17 protein-coding genes are annotated in these 17,261 nt (G+C 71.2%); 10 read left to right on the top strand and 7 right to left on the bottom strand.

Features of this window, described 5'->3' with window-relative positions; translation table 11 throughout:
• The first annotated feature begins 301 nt into the window (after positions 1–301).
• Entirely contained in the window at positions 302–505 is a 204-nt protein-coding gene (locus ODJ79_RS40815; protein WP_263029078.1) for a hypothetical protein, read from the top strand.
• An 18-nt stretch (positions 506–523) separates the two neighbouring features.
• Here the strand turns inward: ODJ79_RS40815 and ODJ79_RS40810 are convergent, their stop codons facing one another.
• A complete protein-coding gene (locus ODJ79_RS40810; protein WP_263029077.1) occupies positions 524–775 on the bottom strand; it encodes a three-helix bundle dimerization domain-containing protein in 252 nt (83 codons plus the stop codon).
• Between the two features lie 188 nt (positions 776–963).
• Here ODJ79_RS40810 and ODJ79_RS40805 point away from each other — a divergent pair, with 188 nt between their 5' ends.
• Positions 964–1,818 carry an enoyl-CoA hydratase/isomerase family protein gene (locus tag ODJ79_RS40805; protein WP_263029076.1) on the top strand — a complete coding sequence of 285 codons (855 nt, stop codon included), beginning with the start codon at positions 964–966 and terminating at the stop codon, positions 1,816–1,818.
• A gap of 684 nt (positions 1,819–2,502) precedes the next feature.
• Positions 2,503–3,330 carry an alpha/beta hydrolase gene (locus tag ODJ79_RS40795; protein ID WP_263029074.1) on the top strand — a complete coding sequence of 276 codons (828 nt, stop codon included), beginning with the start codon at positions 2,503–2,505 and terminating at the stop codon, positions 3,328–3,330.
• Positions 3,331–3,528: 198 nt separating this feature from the next.
• On the opposite strand, the gene ODJ79_RS40790 is transcribed toward ODJ79_RS40795, so the two are convergent.
• Entirely contained in the window at positions 3,529–3,675 is a 147-nt protein-coding gene (locus ODJ79_RS40790) for a hypothetical protein (RefSeq protein ID WP_263029073.1), read from the bottom strand.
• A gap of 74 nt (positions 3,676–3,749) precedes the next feature.
• On the opposite strand from ODJ79_RS40790, the gene ODJ79_RS40785 reads away from it, so the two are divergent.
• The gene (locus ODJ79_RS40785; RefSeq protein WP_263029072.1) at positions 3,750–4,415 is read left to right on the top strand and encodes a TIGR03085 family metal-binding protein; all 666 of its coding nucleotides are present in this window, start codon (positions 3,750–3,752) and stop codon (positions 4,413–4,415) included.
• Positions 4,416–4,438: 23 nt separating this feature from the next.
• Here the strand turns inward: ODJ79_RS40785 and ODJ79_RS40780 are convergent, their stop codons facing one another.
• The 3 genes from ODJ79_RS40780 to ODJ79_RS40770 are packed head-to-tail and all read right to left on the bottom strand — an operon-like array spanning position 4,439 to position 6,453.
• The gene (locus ODJ79_RS40780) at positions 4,439–4,849 is read right to left on the bottom strand and encodes a DUF1003 domain-containing protein (RefSeq protein WP_263029071.1); all 411 of its coding nucleotides are present in this window, start codon (positions 4,847–4,849) and stop codon (positions 4,439–4,441) included.
• A 28-nt stretch (positions 4,850–4,877) separates the two neighbouring features.
• Positions 4,878–5,951 carry an AI-2E family transporter gene (locus tag ODJ79_RS40775; protein WP_263029070.1) on the bottom strand — a complete coding sequence of 358 codons (1,074 nt, stop codon included), beginning with the start codon at positions 5,949–5,951 and terminating at the stop codon, positions 4,878–4,880.
• A gap of 43 nt (positions 5,952–5,994) precedes the next feature.
• Positions 5,995–6,453, bottom strand: coding sequence for a VOC family protein (locus ODJ79_RS40770; protein WP_263029069.1), 459 nt, complete (start codon positions 6,451–6,453; stop codon positions 5,995–5,997).
• 231 nt (positions 6,454–6,684) lie between these two features.
• Between ODJ79_RS40770 and ODJ79_RS40765 the strand changes: the two genes are divergently transcribed.
• Complete coding sequence (locus tag ODJ79_RS40765; RefSeq protein ID WP_263029068.1) at positions 6,685–7,227, top strand: hypothetical protein; 543 nt, start codon at positions 6,685–6,687, stop codon at positions 7,225–7,227.
• Here ODJ79_RS40765 and ODJ79_RS40760 read toward each other — a convergent pair.
• A complete protein-coding gene (locus tag ODJ79_RS40760) occupies positions 7,187–9,934 on the bottom strand; it encodes a helix-turn-helix transcriptional regulator (RefSeq protein ID WP_263029067.1) in 2,748 nt (915 codons plus the stop codon). The genes ODJ79_RS40765 and ODJ79_RS40760 overlap by 41 nt on opposite strands.
• Before the next feature lie 121 nt (positions 9,935–10,055).
• Positions 10,056–11,258: an epoxide hydrolase family protein gene (locus ODJ79_RS40755; RefSeq protein WP_263029066.1), complete on the bottom strand. Its 1,203-nt coding sequence runs from the start codon at positions 11,256–11,258 to the stop codon at positions 10,056–10,058.
• Positions 11,259–11,501: 243 nt separating this feature from the next.
• Here ODJ79_RS40755 and ODJ79_RS40750 point away from each other — a divergent pair, with 243 nt between their 5' ends.
• From ODJ79_RS40750 to ODJ79_RS40730, 5 genes are all read left to right on the top strand, one after another.
• A complete protein-coding gene (locus tag ODJ79_RS40750) occupies positions 11,502–14,255 on the top strand; it encodes an AAA family ATPase (RefSeq protein WP_263029065.1) in 2,754 nt (917 codons plus the stop codon).
• 19 nt (positions 14,256–14,274) lie between these two features.
• On the top strand, positions 14,275–14,643 hold the full coding sequence (locus ODJ79_RS40745; protein ID WP_263029064.1) for a DoxX family protein: 369 nt from the start codon (positions 14,275–14,277) through the stop codon (positions 14,641–14,643).
• Between the two features lie 134 nt (positions 14,644–14,777).
• Positions 14,778–15,089: a hypothetical protein gene (locus ODJ79_RS40740; RefSeq protein ID WP_263029063.1), complete on the top strand. Its 312-nt coding sequence runs from the start codon at positions 14,778–14,780 to the stop codon at positions 15,087–15,089.
• Between the two features lie 38 nt (positions 15,090–15,127).
• Entirely contained in the window at positions 15,128–16,039 is a 912-nt protein-coding gene (locus tag ODJ79_RS40735) for an aldo/keto reductase (RefSeq protein WP_263029062.1), read from the top strand.
• A gap of 188 nt (positions 16,040–16,227) precedes the next feature.
• Positions 16,228–17,226, top strand: coding sequence for a MurR/RpiR family transcriptional regulator (locus tag ODJ79_RS40730; protein WP_263029061.1), 999 nt, complete (start codon positions 16,228–16,230; stop codon positions 17,224–17,226).
• The last annotated feature ends 35 nt before the right edge of the window (positions 17,227–17,261 follow it).

Raw genomic sequence — 17,261 nt, 5'->3', positions numbered from 1 at the left:
TGGCAGATGTCCGCAAAATGGGACGGCGTGTCCGACCTCTTGGCCGGCGAGGTCTTCGGTCGCTAACCTATCCGCCAGGTCACTTATCGTACAACATTCGGTTACGCGACGTTGAACACATTGCGGTCATCGCGAGGAAATCGAAGGAGGGTAGGAAGAAGACCACGAACCGTCAGCTGGACGTGCTGGGCTGGTCCCATCGGGCGAGCGAGCCACAGTGAGGGGCCGATCCAGCGGTTGCTGCCATCCCTGTCGGCAGGGGCTGGCCCACGGCCCCGGCATCGTCGAGTGAGGTGTTGTGATGCATGGCGAGGTCCTGAACCTTCTGGACTGTCATCTGTCCGAGCTGCAAGCGCTGCGTCGCGAACTCTCCAGCCGTCGCGCTGCCGCGCCGGGGGAGCGCCGCAGGGTCGCCGCCGCGACCGCCTCGGCCGCGGAACGGTACGCCCACGCGCTCATGTCCATGCTGACCGAGACCGATGGCCGGCGGGCCGCCGCACCCTGAGGCAAGCCCCCGCAGAGGTCAGGAAGCGCCGGCGTGTTCGGTGCCCTCCGGGGTCGTGGCATCGGTGCCGATCATCGCGGCGAGGCTCAACCGCGCCTGGCGTTGCACCAGGACGGAGGCATAGTCCTGCACCGGGGCCGAATCCAACTGGGCGTGGGCCTGACGCACGTGTGCCGCGATGATCTCCTGGCCGACGGTGGGGAACTGCTTCTGCAACTCATCCACGACCTGGGCCAGCGGGTCGTCGCCGGTCGTTTCCTGTTCGGTCACCGTCCGAGGTAACCACCTGAGTGGAGCGCGGGTCCACGGCCGTCAGGTGAACAACAGCTGCGCTGCTCGTGTCGTGTCGTCGATGCGGCCGGCGCCGGCGCGGTTCCTGACCGGTGGCTTCCACGGGCGCGACGGTGCCGATCGGGCGCCCACACTGGGCTCGATGCCGACGGCCGAGGGAGGCCATCATGACCGGAAACGGCCAAGAACAGTTCCACGTCAGCAAAGTCCTGCCTTCGTATTGGCGGGTGACCTTCGACAACGGGCCGGTGAACCTGCTCGACCCCGACACGGTCGACCAGCTCGCCGATCTCATCGAGGCGATCGAGCACGACGCGGACCTGACCGTGGTCGTGTTCCGCAGCGACAAGCCCGGCTACTTCATGGCTCACTGGGACTTCCGGTCGGACAACGCGCGGATCGCGGCGATGCGGCCCGGGCCGACCGGGCTGCACCCGTACCTGGACAACTTCATCCGGCTCAGCAAGCTGCCGGTCGCCACGATCTGCGAGATCCGCGGCCGCACCCGCGGCGCGGGCAGCGAGTTCGTGCTGGCCACCGACATCCGCTTCGCGTCCGAGACGGCGATCCTCGGCCAGTTCGAGGTCGGTGTCGGCGCGGTGCCCGGCGGCGGCCCGATGGCCCGGCTGGGCCGGCTGGCCGGCCGCGGCCGCGCACTGGAGATCCTGCTCGGCGGCGACGACATCCCCGCGGAGCTGGCCGCCGCCTACGGGTACGTGAACCGGGTCGTCCCCGACGCGGAGATCGAGGACTTCGTCGACGCGTTCGCGCGCCGGATCGCGGCCTTCGACAAGGTGGCCGTGACCGGCATCAAGGAGCTGGTCGACGTGGCCACCCTGCCGGGCAACGACGAGATGGCGGCCGGCCTGACGGCGTACTTCGCCACCGTGGGGCGCCCGCAGCACCGTCCGTTCGCCGAGCTGCTGTTCAAGAACGGCCTTCAGCAACCCGACGGCGTCGAGACGCACCTCGGTACCGCGATCGGCGAGCTGCGACAGCACGGAGGGGGAGAGGAGCCCTGACCAATCGCCATCGCCTCCCAGCCGGCGGGCCGGCAACAGCCCGGTCCACCACCACGAGACCTTGGGTCCGGGCGCAGTGTCGGGCCGAACGACGATTCAACGTGGTGGACCAGGGGCTAGCACGGGTGCGACGGAGGGGAGAGCCGGGCAGGCTCGCGGCGAGGCCACCAATCCGGAACGGAGCGTCCGATGCGTTCACGGTCGGTTCAACATTCGAGCGGGCCCACCCGGGCGCGCAATGAGGCCTGTCAGGCCCCTGCCCCGGCGAGGGCCAGCCCAACCCGTCGCATCACCTGCAGCCGGGTTGCGGGTCCACCCGTGCCGCAGGCCGTAGCGGAGTTCGAGAGCAACCGTTCTCGACTGTTCGGGATCGCCTACCGGATGCTGGGTCGTGCGGCCGACGCCGAGGACGTCGTTTAGGACGTGTGGGTCCCCTGGCAGGGTGCCCGCGCGGGAGGCGGAGCGCGGCCGAACAACGGCACCATCCGGTCGATCCCGCGGAACGAGATGACCTGCTTGAGGCCTTCCTCGATGCCGCGCGACTCGGCGACACGACGCATTTGATCGATGTCCTGTGCCAGGGCAATACGGGTCGTCCGTGACCGGAGAGCGACGCCCCGGGGTGTCACATCCTCATCCGCTGTCCGGTCCACCTTGGTAGCAGGCCCCACCGGAAGGAGCACCATGACCGAGCCGACGAACGACGCCCTGCCGATCGTGCTGATCCACGGACTGTGGATGACCGCTCGTAGCTGGGACCGCTGGGTGGAGCATTACCGGGCCAAGGGCCACGAGGTCCTGACGCCCTCGTACCCGGGCTTCGAGATCGAGGTCGAGGCGCTGCGGGAAAAGCCCGAGATCATCGCCGAGGCCACCGTTCCCGCCACGCTCGACCACCTCACCGAGGTCATCGAGAGCCTCGACCGCCCACCGATCATCATGGGCCACTCCTTCGGCGGGACCTTCACCCAGCTGCTGGTCAACCGGGGACTGGGCGCCGCCGCGGTCACGATCGACTCGGCGCCGCCCGAGGGCGTACGGGTGAACCCGCCGTCGCAGATCAGGTCCCTGTTCCCGATCCTGAAGAACCCGGCCAACCTGCACCGCGCGGTGGGCTTCACCAAGGAGCAGTTCCACTACGCCTTCGCCAACACCGTCAGCCGGGAAGATTCCGACGCGGCCTACGACCGCCTGCACATCCCGGCGCCCGGCAACTGGGTCTGGGCCTACGGTCTGATCGCCAACTGGAAGCCGGGCCACCAGGAGACCTGGGTCGACTACGACCTTGACGACCGTGCTCCGCTGTTGTTCATCGCGGGTGGCAAGGACCACCTGATGCCGCCGTCGGTGATCCGCTCGAACGCGAAGAAGTACCGCAACTCCGAGGCGACTACCGACTTCTACGAGTTCCCGGAGCGCTCGCACTTCACCGGCGTCGAGCCCGGCTGGGAGCAGGTGGCCGACTACGCCCTCGACTGGGCGACGAGCCACGCACGAACGCCACAGGGCTGACTGTCCGAGGGCTCCTTGGGATTGTCCCGCGTAACACGTCCGCGGGCCGCCTCCAGCCGATGGTGGCCGACGACGTCGCCACCGGCGTGCGGGCCCGGCTTCGGGATAGAGTTTGGTGAGGCGCGCCGGGAAGTCTGGTCGGCATTGATTCGACCGACCCCGAGAGTAGGTTCGCGTGCCGGACGTCCGCATCAGCCGTCATCGTTTGTTCGGCCGTGGTGCCTCGCGTTCGGCGCCGGCAGCGACCTCGACGACCGGGTCAAGGTCGGCGTCCTCGTCGCGATCATCCTGCGGCTGCGCAACCGAACCTATCGCCGGATGGCGCACGTGCAGACCGCCGGCCACGACCGCGACGGCACCTCAAGCTGCTGGGTTCAAACTCGCGACCGAACCCGGCCGCCATCCTCGAAGGAGCCGACATGCGCCGCCCACCCGACCGGCACCATCGCGGCGAGTTCTTTGACGACGCCGAGCGACTGGACCTCTGCGACCTGCTGGACGAGCTCGGTCCGTACGCGCCGACGCTTCTCGCGCCGTGGACGACCCGCGACATCGCCGCGCACCTGATCCTGCGCGACCACGATCCCCTTGCCGCACCCGGTCTCGTCCTGCCCGGCGGGTGGCGCCGCTTCGCCGAGCGTCGCCAGGACGTCCTCGCCCAACGGGACTTCACCGGGCTGGTCGCGACTCTGCGCGAGGGGCCGCCGCCCGGCTTCTTCCGGATCGGCTGGGTGCGGCGCCTGGCCAGCCTCAACGAGTTCTTCGTCCACCACGAAGACGTCCGCAGAGCCAATGATCGCAGCCCCCGGACCCACGGGACCGCGATGGATGAGGCGCTGTGGCGCAACGTCACCCGCAGCGCGTGGTTCCTGGCCCGCCGACTACGCGGCGCCGGACTCGAGCTTCAGTGGGCCGGAACCACCCACACCGTGCGTGCACGGCGCGGCGAACCGACTGCCCGCCTGGCCGGCCCGCCGGGCGAGCTGCTCCTGCACCTCTTCGGCCGGCCGAACGCCGCACACGTCGACATCCAGGGAACCGGCGCGGCCATCAGCGCCGTACGCCGCGCACGATTCGGCATGTGACCGGTTGAATGTCCCGGCTCTGCTCATGTCGTGCCGGATCCTGCCGCCTGCCCCGGGTCGTCGATGAGGCGTCGGTGCAGTTCGGTCGTGAGCCGGTGGATCTCGCGGGTCAGCTCGGTGTTGGTCTTGAGTTCCAGCTCCTGCTCGTTGAAGTCGTGGTCGGCCTTGGCCTGCTGGAACGCCGCCTGCCGGTTCTGCCCGATCATCACGAACGTGGACAGGAAGATGGCCTCCAGCGAGACGATCAGGGTGAGCATCGGCCAGGGGTCGGATTCGATGAACAGCATCCAGACGGCGAACATCACGATGTGGACGTAGACGAACGGCATGGAGCCGGCGTAGCTGGTGATCCCGTCGGCGATCTTCAGTTGCAGGCTGCCGGCCCGTTGTGCCTGTTGCGCGAGCACGGCCGGGTGGTGCATCGCAAGCTTCATGTGGCCTCCCAAAGCAGCGCGAGTTCGGTCAGGACTCGAGTGCACCCGGCGACGCGGGCTCCGCGGCCGGCCACGCTTCGGACAACAGCACTTTCGCGGTGGCCGCGAGTGGAATCGCCATGACGGCGCCGACCAGGCCGAGAATGGTGCCGCCGGTGAGGGCCACGAGAAACACCGTGACGGCGGAGAGGTTGACCGAGTCGCGTAGCACCCGGGGCGCGATGAAATAGTTCTCGAGCTGCTGGTAGGCGACGAAGAACAGAACAACGATCACGGCCTGCGGCCAGATCCCGCTCGTGCAGATCACCACGATGACGCAGATCGCGGCGCCCAGCGTGGCACCGATCATCGGGATCAGGTCGGTGACCGCGACGGTCACGGCCAGGGGCGCGGCGTACGGAATCCGGAGCAGTTCGAGGCAGACAAGCGTGGCCACGCCGGCGATCAGGGAGATGATCAGATTGCCGATCATGTAGGCGCCGACCTTGTCGGTGATCACGTCGACGGTGTGCGCGACTCGGGGCCGGTGCGCGGCTGGGGTCACCCGGACCAGGCCGCGGCGCAGGCGGGTCAGGTCCGCCATGAAATACACCGAGAGCACCACGACGGTAACCGTGGAGGCCAGCGCGCCGAGGAAGCGCTGCAGGTAGCCGAACGCGCCGCCGGTGAGCTTGCCCGGAAGTGCCGAGACAAGCTCGGTCAGCCGCGCGGTGAGGTGGTAGCGGTCGGTGAGCTCGCGTACGGGACGTGACTGGTCGGACAGCCGCTGCAGATAGTGGGGCAGATCGGCGATCAGCGCGCCGCCCTGCCGAGTGATCGGCGGGACCAGCGACCAGACGAACGCGGCGAGCAGGATCAGGCCGGTCACGACCAGAATGGTGATCGCCCAGGAGCGGCGCAGGCCGCGGGCCGTCAGCCAGCGCACGGCCGGATCCAGACTGACCGCCACGAACAGACCGATCAGGACGAGCACGACGATGCCGCGCACGAGGTAGAGGCCGTACGCGGCAAGCAGAACCGCAAGCACGCCCGCGGTACCGGCCGCGGCTCGGGTGAAGACGAAGCCCGCAGACAGGGTGGTGCGTCGATCGTCACCCGTCATCGGGATCCCCTTCGCGTGCGGCGACCGGGCCGCGGGCCGGTGGTCAGCGCCGGGCCGGAGTTGGTTCGCGGCCGGGGAGGCGCCCGGTGACCTCCTGGAGCGTCCAGCCGTTCCCGTCCGGGTCCTGGAACGAGGCGTACGAGTTGTAGCTGGTTCGTTCCGGGTCGGGCCCGGGAACCCGGGCGGCCGGGAAGAACGGACTGCCCGGTCCGTGGTAGACCTCGGTGATGTCGACCCCGCGCTCGGCCAGCTCGTCCCGGGTGGCCACGATGTCGTCGGTGACCAGTTCCAGGTGATGCATCGATCCGGGCGTGCCCTGCGGGATGCCGGCGCCGAAGGCGATCGACACGTGCCCGTCGCCGGTCGGGGTGAGCTGGACGATCCGGAACTCGCCGCGGTTGATGTCGGCGTCGACCCGCCACCCGAGCCGGTCGCGGTAGAACTCGAGCGACTTCTCCACGTCGGACACCGGAATGCTGACCACCTCGAGATTGACATTCATGGGTACCACTCCTTTTGTAGTCGTCAGGGTCGGCCGCCACCAGCCTGGCCCGGCTCGGTGGGCGGTCGCGCCCGTGGTAGTCACGGGTCCTGCCCGCAGCGCACGACCGGGCCATGGGTGGGCGACCCGTGATGCCGAGCGGACCGACCAGGGGGTACGCCGGGTGCCAGGCGGGCACGTCGCTGAGCACTCTGACAACAGCGCACCTCCCGAGCCGCGAAAGGTCACGTCATGTGGGACTTGCCCCTTGCGCAACCGTCGGACCTGCTGGGGCGAACCGTCGTGATCGTCGGGAGCTGTACCCCTACCGGGCCGGCGACCGCCCGTTGCGCCAAGCGGGCCGGAGCGCAACTGATCATCACGGATCGGCGTACCGGCCCGCTCGAGGACCTGGCCGACGAGATCGGCGTGGAGGCGACCGCCACCTTCGACGAGTCGGATCCCGACCAGTTGGAGGCGTTTCTCGGCGGCCTGCCCGGACCGATCGATCACCTGGTGCTCTGCGGTGGCGAGCCGCGCTGCACCGCCCGCTACGTCCGGCAGGAGATGCGCGACGGCGGTTCGCTGGTCGTGGTCACCGCGATCGGCACGGCCGGGTGGTCCGCACTCGTCGCGAGCCTCGCCGCCGCGGTGGCGCCGATCCGGGTCAATCTGATCATCGGTGGCGTCGCGGAGGCGGTGGCGTCGCTGGCGGTTCGGCTGATGATCGATCCGTCGGTCAGCGGGGCGGTGGTCAGTCCGGAAGCGCCGTGTGGAGGTAGCGGCGTGAACTGATGCCGAGCTTGCTGTAGATCTTTCGCAGGTGCCATTCGACCGTACGGCTGCTGATGAAGAGCTGGGCGCCGATCTCCGAGTTCGTCTGCCCCTGCGTCGCCAGGCGCGCGATCTGCAGTTCCTGGGCGGTCAACTCGGTGGATTCCTCGAAACCCCGCTTGCGTACGGTGGCGCCGGTCGCCAGCAACTCGTGCCGTGCCCGCTCGGCGAAGCCGGCCATGTCCATCGCGGTGAACAGCTCGAACGCGGAATCCAGCTCCCGGCGCGCGTCGACGCGGCGGTTCGCCCGGCGCAGCCATTCGCCGTAGAGCAGGTGAGCGCGGGCCAGGTCGCCGCGCATCCGGGTGCGGGCCAGGTGGTCGATCGAGGCGCGGTACCGGTCCTCGGCCCGGGCGCCCGCGCTCAGCAGGGCACGGGAGCGCGCCTCCACCCCGAGTGCCCAATCGGTCCGGCACGCCTGAGTCTTCTCCGCCAGCCGGGTCAGGCTTGCCCGTGCCAGACCGGGCTCGCCCGCGCGGGAAGCCGCCTCGATCAGTTCCGGGAGGGCCCAGTTCTCGACGACGACCTCCCGGTGGTCGGCGGCGTCGCGGGCGGCGGAGATCGCCTCGTGGTACCGGCCGCCGCCGTTGGCCAGCACGGCCTGGGTGTAGGCGCAGATGGCGACGCCGATGCCCTCGCCTCGGGCGGTCGCCTCCTGCCGGGTGCTCGCGATCAGGCGAGCGGCGTGCTCGGCGCGCCCCTGCCAGGCGGCGACGATCAGGGCGCCGTACGGGGCGGCGGCGATGCCGGTCATCTCCTCCACGGACTGCGTCTCGGCGACGGCCGCCGCCGCCACGGCCAGCTCGCCGCAGAAGACGAGGACCGGCGTCTGGGAGCTGAGTGCCAGCGCCACCTCGCTGAGCGCTCCCGTCCGGCGGGCGATTTCAACGTGTCGCTGCGACAGGACGTACGCGCTCTCGTCGTCCCAGATCTCGATCGCGACGACGCAGCCCTGCCACAACCGGCGGAGCCGGCTCGGCGACGGCGTCCAGCCGGACGCCATTCGCCGTACGGCGGCCCGGCACGGCGGCACGGCCGTGGCATGGTCGTCGGCCAGCGCGATCAGACCGTTCAGCAGCAGGTCGGCGGGCGTGGGTTCGGGTCCCGCCTGGCCGGCCGCGGCTCGGGCCGCCGCGGCGATCTCGGTCATGCCGACGGTTTCGTTGAGCCGCGCTCCGAACAACGCGGCGGTGAACGCGTCCAGGTAGGTCTCGCGGGCCAGCCGCACGTCGAAGGGCTGTAGGCGCTGCGCGGCGGCCAGCAGCAGCGGGGGCGCCTCCGTGCCCCGGCTGGACGCGAAGGCCAGCTGGGCGCGGACCAGATCGATCTGCGCGAGCTGGAGATCGTCGGCGACCTCGTCGGTCGCCAGCGTCAGCATCCGCCTGGCGGTTTCGAACTCGCCCGCCTGCAGATTGGCCGCCGCCGCCCCGAGCGCCCGCCGGCTGCGCATCGACGGGTCCGGCGTCAGCTCGGTCGCCCGGGACAGGAACGCGCCGGCGGCCGCGAACCCGCCCCTGGACTGGGCCCGCCCGGCCGAGCGCTCCAGCTCAGCGGCGACATCCTCGTTCGCCGCCTTGGTGGCCCGGGAGCGATGCCACGCCCGGCGGTCCGGATCGGTGCCGATGTCCGTCGCCTCGGCCAGCGCTCGGTGGACACGCTGACGTTGATCGGGCAGCGCCGCGCGATAGGTCGCGGACCGCACCAGCGGATGGGCGAACTCCACTCGGGCATCCAGCCTCAGCAGGCCGGCAGCCACCGCCGGGGCCGCTGCCGCCAGGTCGACGCCGAGGGCGGCCGCGGCCGCTCCCAGCAGGCGAGGATGGCCGAGCGGCTCGGCCGCCGCGATCAGCAGGAGCTGCTGCGTATCCTGCGGCAACGAGGCCAGCCGCTGGGCGTAGCTTTGTTCGACCCGGCTGGCCGCGGGCCGGCTGTCCGGAAGGCCGTAGCCGCCCGCGAGGTCGTGACCCGTCCAGGTGCGGGGCAGCTCCAGCAGGGCGAGGGGGTTGCCGTGACTCTCCGCGACAATCTGGGCGGCCACCTCCGGGTCGATCCGGCCGGTCACGTTCGCCATCAGCAGGGCGCGGGAGTCCGCCACACCCAGACCGGCGACCGCCAGCGCGGGCGCGCCCGGCAGCACCGCATCGCCCACGCCGGTCCGGGCCGCGCACACCAGAGCGATCGGCTCGGCCAGCAGGCGACGCGCAACGAACCCGAGCACCTGCGCCGACGCCTGATCCAGCCATTGAGCGTCGTCGACCACGCAGGCCAGCGGCTCGTCCTTGGCCACCTCGTCGAGCAGCGTCAAGGTCGCCAGCGCTACCAGGAACCGATCGGGCGGCGGCCCCGAGCTCAAACCGAACACCACCGCGAGCGCGTCCCGCTGCGGCCGCGGCAACCGGTCGAGACGATCCAGCACCGGGAAGCAGAGCTGATGCAGACCGCTGTAGGCCAGCTCCATCTCCGACTCGACGCCGACCGCCACCAGCCGGTGCCACTCGCCGAGCAGGCCGGAGACGTACCTCAGCAGCGCCGTCTTGCCGGAACCGGGATCACCGCGCAACACCAGCACCCGGCTTTCGCCCTTCCGGGCGTCCGCCAGCACCTGACGCAGCAGCTCACACTCCCGCCGACGGCCACGAAGCGCCGGCTCCGGCATCGCACGCGACATGACCACCCGTCCGGCTGGATCGACCGTTGTCCGGTTGCAGGCGTGAAGCCTCAGCTTGGCACGCCGGCAACCGGCAACACATCACCCGGTCCGAATGATCAGCACTCGTCAATGTGTGTGGTCACCGCAGCGTGCGGAAGGCGGCCCGCAGTTCCGCCGCGAACAGTTCCGGCTCTTCCCAGGCGGCGAAGTGGCCGCCGCGTTCGGCCTCGCCGAAGTAGGTGAGCGTGGGGTAGGACTGCTCGGCCCAGCTGCGCGGCGTGCGCCAGATCTCGCCGGGGAATGTGCTGAAGCCGACCGGGATCCGGGGCGGCGGGAGCGGCCGGCTGCCCGCGGCGGGCGCGTCCGGTCCGTATGCCTCCCAGTACGAGCGGGCCGCGGACGCGCCGGTGCCGCTCAGCCAGTACGTGGTGATGTTGTCGAGGATGTGGTCGCGGGTGAGGTTGCCCGAGGGCTGACCGTCGACGAACGCGCGGGCGATCTTGTAGTAGGCGTCGGTGTCGTGGTCGATCATCCAGGCGGCGAGTGCGGCCGGCGAGTCCAGCAGCGCGTACCCGATCGTCTGCGGCCGGGTGGCCATCTCCACGAAGTAGCCGTTCCCGCTGGTCTGGAAGGTCTTGATGGCGGCGAGCGCGGCGCGCTCGGCGTCCGTGCCGTTCGGCAGCGCCGCCGGGTCGTTGAGCGCGGGCACGAGCAGGTTGGTGTGGATGCCGGCCAGCCCGTCGGGGCCCAGCCGTCCCATCGCGTCGGTGACGCCGGCGCCGACGTCACCACCCTGGGCCACGTACCGGTCGTAGCCGAGCCGGCGCATGAGTTCGGCCCAGGCCCGCGCGGTCCGGGCGAGGTCCCACCCGACCTCGCCCGGCTCTGCGGAGAAGCCGTACCCGGGCAGTGACGGCAGCACCAGGTGGAACGCGTCCGTGGCGGCGCCGCCGTGCGCGGTGGGGTCGGTGAGCGGGCCGACCGCGTCGAGCATCTCGATGACCGAGCCCGGCCAGCCGTGCGTCATGATCAGCGGCAGCGCGTCCGGCTGCTCGGACCGGATGTGCACGAAGTGGATGTCCACGCCGTCGATCTCGGTGGTGAACTGCGGCAGCGCGTTCAGCCGGGACTCGACCCGCTGCCCGTCGTACTCGGTCGCCCAGTACTGGCGCAGGGCCTCCATCGTGGCCAGCTGCACACCCTGCGAGCGGTCGCCGACAATCTCCCTGGTCGGCCAGCGGGTCGCGGCCAGACGACGCCGGAGATCGTCGAGCGCATCCTTGGGGATCTGGACGGTGTACGGCCGGATGGCGCTGCCTGTCTGCTGATCGGGCGTGGTCATGTCGGACACTGCCTTTCTCGAACTCAGCGCAGAGAAGCCGCAGATCCGACCGGCGGGCGAGCGCCACCTGGGCGGTCCGGCGAATCCGTGCTTCCGGGATGCCCTCAGCCTGGCCAGGCCCCGGCACGGCTCGCACCAGTGAAACACCCTGGTCGTCACCCGGCCGGCGAGCGAGGGTGCGGCCTGGTTACCGCCGTCACATCGGGGGTTACCCGGGCCCGGTCCCGGCTCTATGTTGAGGGCGTGGTGGCGCACCGTACGCCCGCCTTCCGAGGACGCACCCGGGAGCGCAACGTCCTGGATGACGCCCTGGCCGGCGTGCGCGCGGGCGGCGGCGGGGTGCTGGTGATCCGCGGCGAGGCGGGGATCGGCAAGACCGCGTTGCTGCACTACGCCGCCGGTAAGGCCGCGGGCTGCCGGATCATCCAGATCGCCGGTGTCGAGTCGGAACTCGCCATGCCGTTCGCCGCCCTGCACCAACTCTGCGCGCCGCTGCTCGCCCACCTCGGCGCCCTGCCCGAGCCACAGGCCCACGCCGTTCGCGTCGCGTTCGGCGTGGCCGACGGGATCCCGCCGGACCGGTTCATCGTCGGCCTGGCCGTGCTCGGGCTGCTCGCCGAGGCGTCCGTCGAACGGCCGATCGTCTGCCTCGTCGACGACGCGCAGTGGCTGGACGAGACGTCGTCGCAGGTGCTCGGCTTCGTCGCCCGGCGGCTGCTGGCCGAGGCAGTGCTGCTGGTGGTTGCCGCGCGGGAGACCGGCGACGAGCAAACCCTCCGCGGGCTGCCCACCCTCACCGTCGGTGGGCTCACCGACGCCGATGCCCGGGCACTGCTCGACGCGACAGTTCGAGGGCATCTGGACCCGCGCGTACGCGATCGGATCGTCGCCGAAGCAAGGGGCAACCCGCTTGGCCTTCTCGAGTTCCCGAAGGGCATGAGTCCCGCCGAACTCGCCGGCGGCTTCGCCATCCCGGCCACGGCCACCGTCTCCGACCAGCTCCACGCCCGCTATCTCGGCCGGGTTCGCGCCCTGCCGACGCCGACCCGGCACCTGATGCTGCTCGCCGCGGCCGACCCGACCGGGGATGCGGCCCTGGTGTGGCGGGCCGCCTCGACGCTCGGGATCGGGCACGAGGCCGCCGAGGCGGCCGGGGCGGAGGACCTGCTCGAGATCGGCGGCGGCGTCCGATTCCGGCATCCGCTGGTCCGATCGGCGGCGTATCTGGCCGGGGCGCCCGCCGATCGACGGGCCGTCCACCATGCCCTCGCGCAGGCGACCGACGTCGAGGCGGACCCCGAGCGGCGGGTGTGGCATCTCGCCGGCGCCGCCGGCGGACCCGATGAGCACCTCGCCCTGGAGCTGGAGCGCAGCGCCGCGACGGCGCAGGCCCGGGCCGGGCTCCCGGCCGCCGCCGCGTTTCTGCAGCGCTCCATGGCGCTCACCGCCGACCCGGTGCGCCGGGCCGACCGGGCGTACGCCGCCGCGCTGGCCCACCTCCGGGCGGGCGCGTTCGACGCGGCGCGTGACTTCGCCGGCGAAGCCGCCGCGAGGGCCGGCGACGACCTGCAGCGGGCCCGGGCCGAGCAGCTCGCCGGGCAGATCGAAGCGGCCGCGAACCCCGGGCGCGAGGCGCCGGTCCGGCTCTTGCGGGCCGCCTCCCGGCTGCAGTCGCTCGACGTACGCCTGGCCCGCGACACCTACCTGCAGGCGTGGTGGGCCGCGGTTCTCGCCGGCCAGTTCGCCGCGCCCGGCGGTGATCTCCGTACGGTTTGCCGGGCGGCCCGCGCCGCTCCCCGGCCCGCCGACGCCCGGCCGTCCGACCTGCTCCTCGACGGCCTGGCCACGGCGATCCTCGAGGACCGCGCCGCGGCGGCGCCGGCACTGCGGCAGGCCGTCGAGCTGTTCCGCGAGGACAGGGTGTCCACCGACGACTGGCTGCAATGGGGACGCAGCGCGACCACGGCGGCTTTCGCGCTCTGGGACGCCGACGGCTGGGCCGAGCTGAGCGGTCGTCAGGTGGAGCTTGCCCGCGGCTCCGGGGCGCTGACTTCGCTGGTTCTCTCGCTCAACCACCACGGGTTCATGACCACGCACTGCGGCGACCTGGAGGCTGCGGCGGCGGTGGTGGCCGAGCACGATGCCGTCAAGGAGGCGACCGGGATCCCCATGGCGGCGTACGGTGCTCACCTGCTCGCCGCCTACCAGGGCCGCCAGGCGGAGCTGACCGCCCGGATGGCGGCCCTCGACACCGAGGCGATCGACCACGGTGACGGCTACGCCCTGCAGATCGAGAGCCTCGCCACGGCGGTCCTGAACAACGGTCTCGGCCGCCACCAGGTCGCCGCCGCGGCCGCCCGCGAGGTCGCCGCCGACGAGCTGTCGTTCCTGACCCCGTTCGCTCTCGCCGAGCTGGTCGAGGCCGTCGCCCGCGACGGCGATCCGGCCGAGGGCAGGACGGCGCTGAAGCGCCTGTCCGGATACCTGGTGGAAGGTTCGGACTGGGCCATGGGCCTCGCCGCACGCTGCGAGGCGCTGCTCAGCGAGGGCCGGGACGCCGAGCAGCGCTACCGCGAGGCGATCGAGCGGCTGGGCCGGACCAGGCTGCGACCCGACCTCACACGGGCGCATCTGCTGCTCGGGGAGTGGCTGCGCCGGGAGAATCGGCGCTCCGAAGCCAAGAAACACCTGCAGACCGCGTACGCGATGAGCACCGCGATGGGCCTCGGCGCGTTCGCCGAGCGGGCCCGCCGGGAGCTGCGTGCCACCGGCGAGAAGGTGCGCAGACGCCGCCCCGGTGTGGCCGACGAGCTGACCCCGCAGGAGGAGCACATCGCCCGGATGGCTCGCGACGGCCGCACGAACGCGGAGATCGGAGCCGAGCTGTTCGTCAGCGCCCGTACCGTCGAATGGCACCTGCGCAAGGTCTTCGTCAAGCTCGGCATCGCCTCCCGCCGCGAGCTGCGGCAGGCACTGTCCACCGCGGTGCGCGTTTGACGGAAGGGGATGAGCGCAAATGCCGGTGTTCGTGCTGTGCGCGGTCGTCACGGTCGCCGCGATCGCGGCCAACGTCTACGCGGCCTGGGCCGACTTCACCCGTGGGACGGTCGCCGTGGCCAACGCGAACAAGGTCGGTGTTCCCACCTCCTGGCTGCCGATGCTCGGCACGCTCAAGACCGCCGGTGCCCTGGGCCTGCTTCTCGGGCTCCTCGGCGTGCCGTACATCGGCGTTGCGGCGGCGATCGGGCTCGTCCTGTTCTTCCTGGGGGCGATCGTCACCCACCTGCGCGCGCACGAACACCGCTTCCTCCTCGCGACGGTCGGCTATCTGCTGCTCGCGATCGCAGCGCTAGCGGCCGCCATCACCCTCCAAGCGATCCGTTAGTTCGTTCATTACCGTATGTCCATCTTAGAGTTGTCTAATGTGGTGTATTCGGCCGGTTAGGGTTTCGGGATTACCGTGACCCTCGTCAATGCGCCGGTTGCCTGGCGGGCCTGGTCGCGCACCACTCCGAGGCGTTGTGCGTCGCGCAGGTACGCGGCCTGGCCGATCGTCTCGCCCCATTTCCGCGCGAGGAGACGCCGGTCGCCGACGCGCTGACCTACGCGGACCAGACCGTCGGGCCCAACGGGCGGGTCATGGACTTCGAGCAGCGTCTCGAGGACATGCTGCGCCGGCACGGGCCGGACTCGCCCAACGCCAAGGCACAGCGGCAGCGGACGCCCCGGCTCCGGGCCGCCGTGCGGCGGGTCGAACGGCGCCTGGACGACACGGCCGACCCGCCGGCCGATCCGCACGACGAGGGGGCGCCCGGACACGAACGGCGGTGACGCTGCGCGCCGAACGCCCCCAGGCGTTGAATAGGGGCGTGGAGATCGTCGAGCGGCTGGCGGGAGCGTCCCGTATCGGGCTGGGGCTGGCGGCCGTCGGGCGCCCCGCGTACATCAATCTCGGGCGGGCCGGAGATCTGCCGGCCGAGCGGACGGTCGAGGCGATGCGCTCCCGGGCGCACGAACTTCTGGATCGGGCGTACGGGGCCGGCGTGCGGTATTTCGACGTCGCCCGCTCCTACGGACGGGCCGAGGAATTCCTGGCCCAGTGGCTGCAGGCCCGGCCGGACGTGCACGATGCGGTGGTCGGCAGCAAGTGGGGCTACGCCTACACGGGCGGCTGGCGGATGGATGCCGACGTGCACGAGGTCAAGGACCACAGCGTCGCCACCTTCGACCGGCAGCTCGGCGAGACCCTGGCCCTGCTCGGCGACCGCCTCGATCTCTACCACATCCACTCGGTCACCCCGGACAGCCCCGCGCTGCACGACGCGGCCCTGCACGCCCGGCTTGCGGGCCTCGCCGAGCGAGGCACGGTCGTCGGGTTGTCGACCAGCGGTCCCGCGCAGGCCGCGGCGATCCGGGCCGCGCTCGGCGTCCGGGTCGGCGGGCGACCGCTGTTCCGCAGCGTGCAGGCCACCTGGAACCTGCTGGAACCCAGCGCGGGCCCGGCGCTCGCCGAGGCGTACGACGCGGGGTGCCTGGTCATCGTCAAGGAGGCCCTCGGCAACGGCCGTCTCGCCGTGGGCGAGCACGCTCCCGGCGATGCCGTCGCCCTCGCGGCGGCGTTGAGCCAGTCGTGGGCGACCATCGTGCTCTCCGGAGCCGCGACGGCCGACCAGCTGACGTCGAACCTGCGCGCGGAAGGGATCACGGTTCATCCGCGGTCTGACCTGGCCATGCCCGCCGAGCGCTATTGGCGCGAGCGGTCGCACCTGCCGTGGAGCTGACGCCGCGCGACCTGTCGGGTAAGAACTATTTTCGTGGCCTGTCGTAGGTCGGCGGGCCGACCGCCCGGTCGCCACCTCGTTGCAGTTCAGCGTCGTGGTTGAAAATTTCTCCCAGGCCTCTTGACAAGGCCGCTCTTCAGTAAGAAATTTTACCGCGTTGGTGAACAAGTCTCGCGGAGGAGTGGCGAATGGCTGAGCCGGAGGTGAACGGTTCCGCATCGACCGCGCGCGGTGGCCTGCTGACCAACGACGACCAGGACCTCGCGAACGGGGGTGTCGCAGGCAGCGCGGGCACGGCGCACGCGACCGGCGACGGGGTGCTGGCGCGGGTGCGGACCTTGCTGCCGGACTTCACCGGCGCGCTGCGCCGGGTGGCCGAGCAGGTCATCGCCGACCCGGCCGCCGCATCGCGAGCCACCATCGTCGAGCTCGCCGAGCGCAGCGGAACCTCGCCTGCCACGGTGACCCGGTTCTGCCGGGCCGTCGGCTTCGAGGGGTACGCGGACCTGCGCCTCGGCATCGCCGCGGAGACCGGGCGGGCCCGGGCCGCCGGCTGGACGGTGGACATCGGCCGGGAGATCCAGCCCAGCGACCCCCTCGAGCGGGTGCTCGGCCAGATCATGGCGGCCGACACCAAGGCCATGCACGACACCGCCGCCCTGCTCGATCTGGCCGAGGTGGAGCGTGCCGCGACCGCGATCGCCACCGCGGCGCGCGTGAACATCTTCGGCGCCAGCGGAAGCGCGCTGGTCGGCGATGAGATGCAGTTCAGCCTGCACCGGATCGGCGTACCCGTGTGGGCGTGGACCGACGTGCACAACGGCCTCGCCAGCGCCGCCCTGTCCCGGCCCGGCGATGTCGCGCTCGGCATCTCACACAGCGGCGAGACGGGCGAGACCATCGAGCTGCTCGCCGAGGCGGGCAGCCGGGGCGCCACCACGATCGCGCTGACCAGCTTCCCGCGATCGCCGCTGGCCGATCTCGCCGACATCGTCCTGCTGACCGCGACGCAGGCGACAACCTTCCGGCCGGACGCGCTTTCCGCCCGGCACCCGCAGCTCGTCGTCCTCGACCTGCTCTACGTCGCGGTCGCACAGCGAACCCACGAACGATCCCACGCTTCCTTCCAGCGCACCGCTCAAGCTGTTCAAGGACACAAGGCGGCCAAGGTCAGCCCCACCGTCTAGTCAACTCCCCAACCCTCCGGAAAGGATTCCGATGT

It is taken from the genome of Actinoplanes sp. KI2, assembly GCF_025630775.1.
Taxonomy (GTDB): Bacteria; Actinomycetota; Actinomycetes; order Mycobacteriales; family Micromonosporaceae; genus Actinoplanes.
This window is presented reverse-complemented; position numbering and strand designations above follow the sequence as displayed.

What these genes read in the sequence shown, in the direction of transcription:
- ODJ79_RS40815 (WP_263029078.1), top strand. Translation starts at nt 302, where the DNA reads ATGCATGGCGAGGTCCTGAACCTTCTGGACTGTCATCTGTCCGAGCTG.
- ODJ79_RS40805 (WP_263029076.1), top strand. Translation starts at nt 964, where the DNA reads ATGACCGGAAACGGCCAAGAACAGTTCCACGTCAGCAAAGTCCTGCCT.
- ODJ79_RS40795 (WP_263029074.1), top strand. Translation starts at nt 2,503, where the DNA reads ATGACCGAGCCGACGAACGACGCCCTGCCGATCGTGCTGATCCACGGA.
- ODJ79_RS40785 (WP_263029072.1), top strand. Translation starts at nt 3,750, where the DNA reads ATGCGCCGCCCACCCGACCGGCACCATCGCGGCGAGTTCTTTGACGAC.
- ODJ79_RS40780 (WP_263029071.1), bottom strand. Translation starts at nt 4,849, where the DNA reads ATGAAGCTTGCGATGCACCACCCGGCCGTGCTCGCGCAACAGGCACAA.
- ODJ79_RS40775 (WP_263029070.1), bottom strand. Translation starts at nt 5,951, where the DNA reads ATGACGGGTGACGATCGACGCACCACCCTGTCTGCGGGCTTCGTCTTC.
- ODJ79_RS40770 (WP_263029069.1), bottom strand. Translation starts at nt 6,453, where the DNA reads ATGAATGTCAATCTCGAGGTGGTCAGCATTCCGGTGTCCGACGTGGAG.
- ODJ79_RS40765 (WP_263029068.1), top strand. Translation starts at nt 6,685, where the DNA reads ATGTGGGACTTGCCCCTTGCGCAACCGTCGGACCTGCTGGGGCGAACC.
- ODJ79_RS40760 (WP_263029067.1), bottom strand. Translation starts at nt 9,934, where the DNA reads ATGTCGCGTGCGATGCCGGAGCCGGCGCTTCGTGGCCGTCGGCGGGAG.
- ODJ79_RS40755 (WP_263029066.1), bottom strand. Translation starts at nt 11,258, where the DNA reads ATGACCACGCCCGATCAGCAGACAGGCAGCGCCATCCGGCCGTACACC.
- ODJ79_RS40745 (WP_263029064.1), top strand. Translation starts at nt 14,275, where the DNA reads ATGCCGGTGTTCGTGCTGTGCGCGGTCGTCACGGTCGCCGCGATCGCG.
- ODJ79_RS40730 (WP_263029061.1), top strand. Translation starts at nt 16,228, where the DNA reads ATGGCTGAGCCGGAGGTGAACGGTTCCGCATCGACCGCGCGCGGTGGC.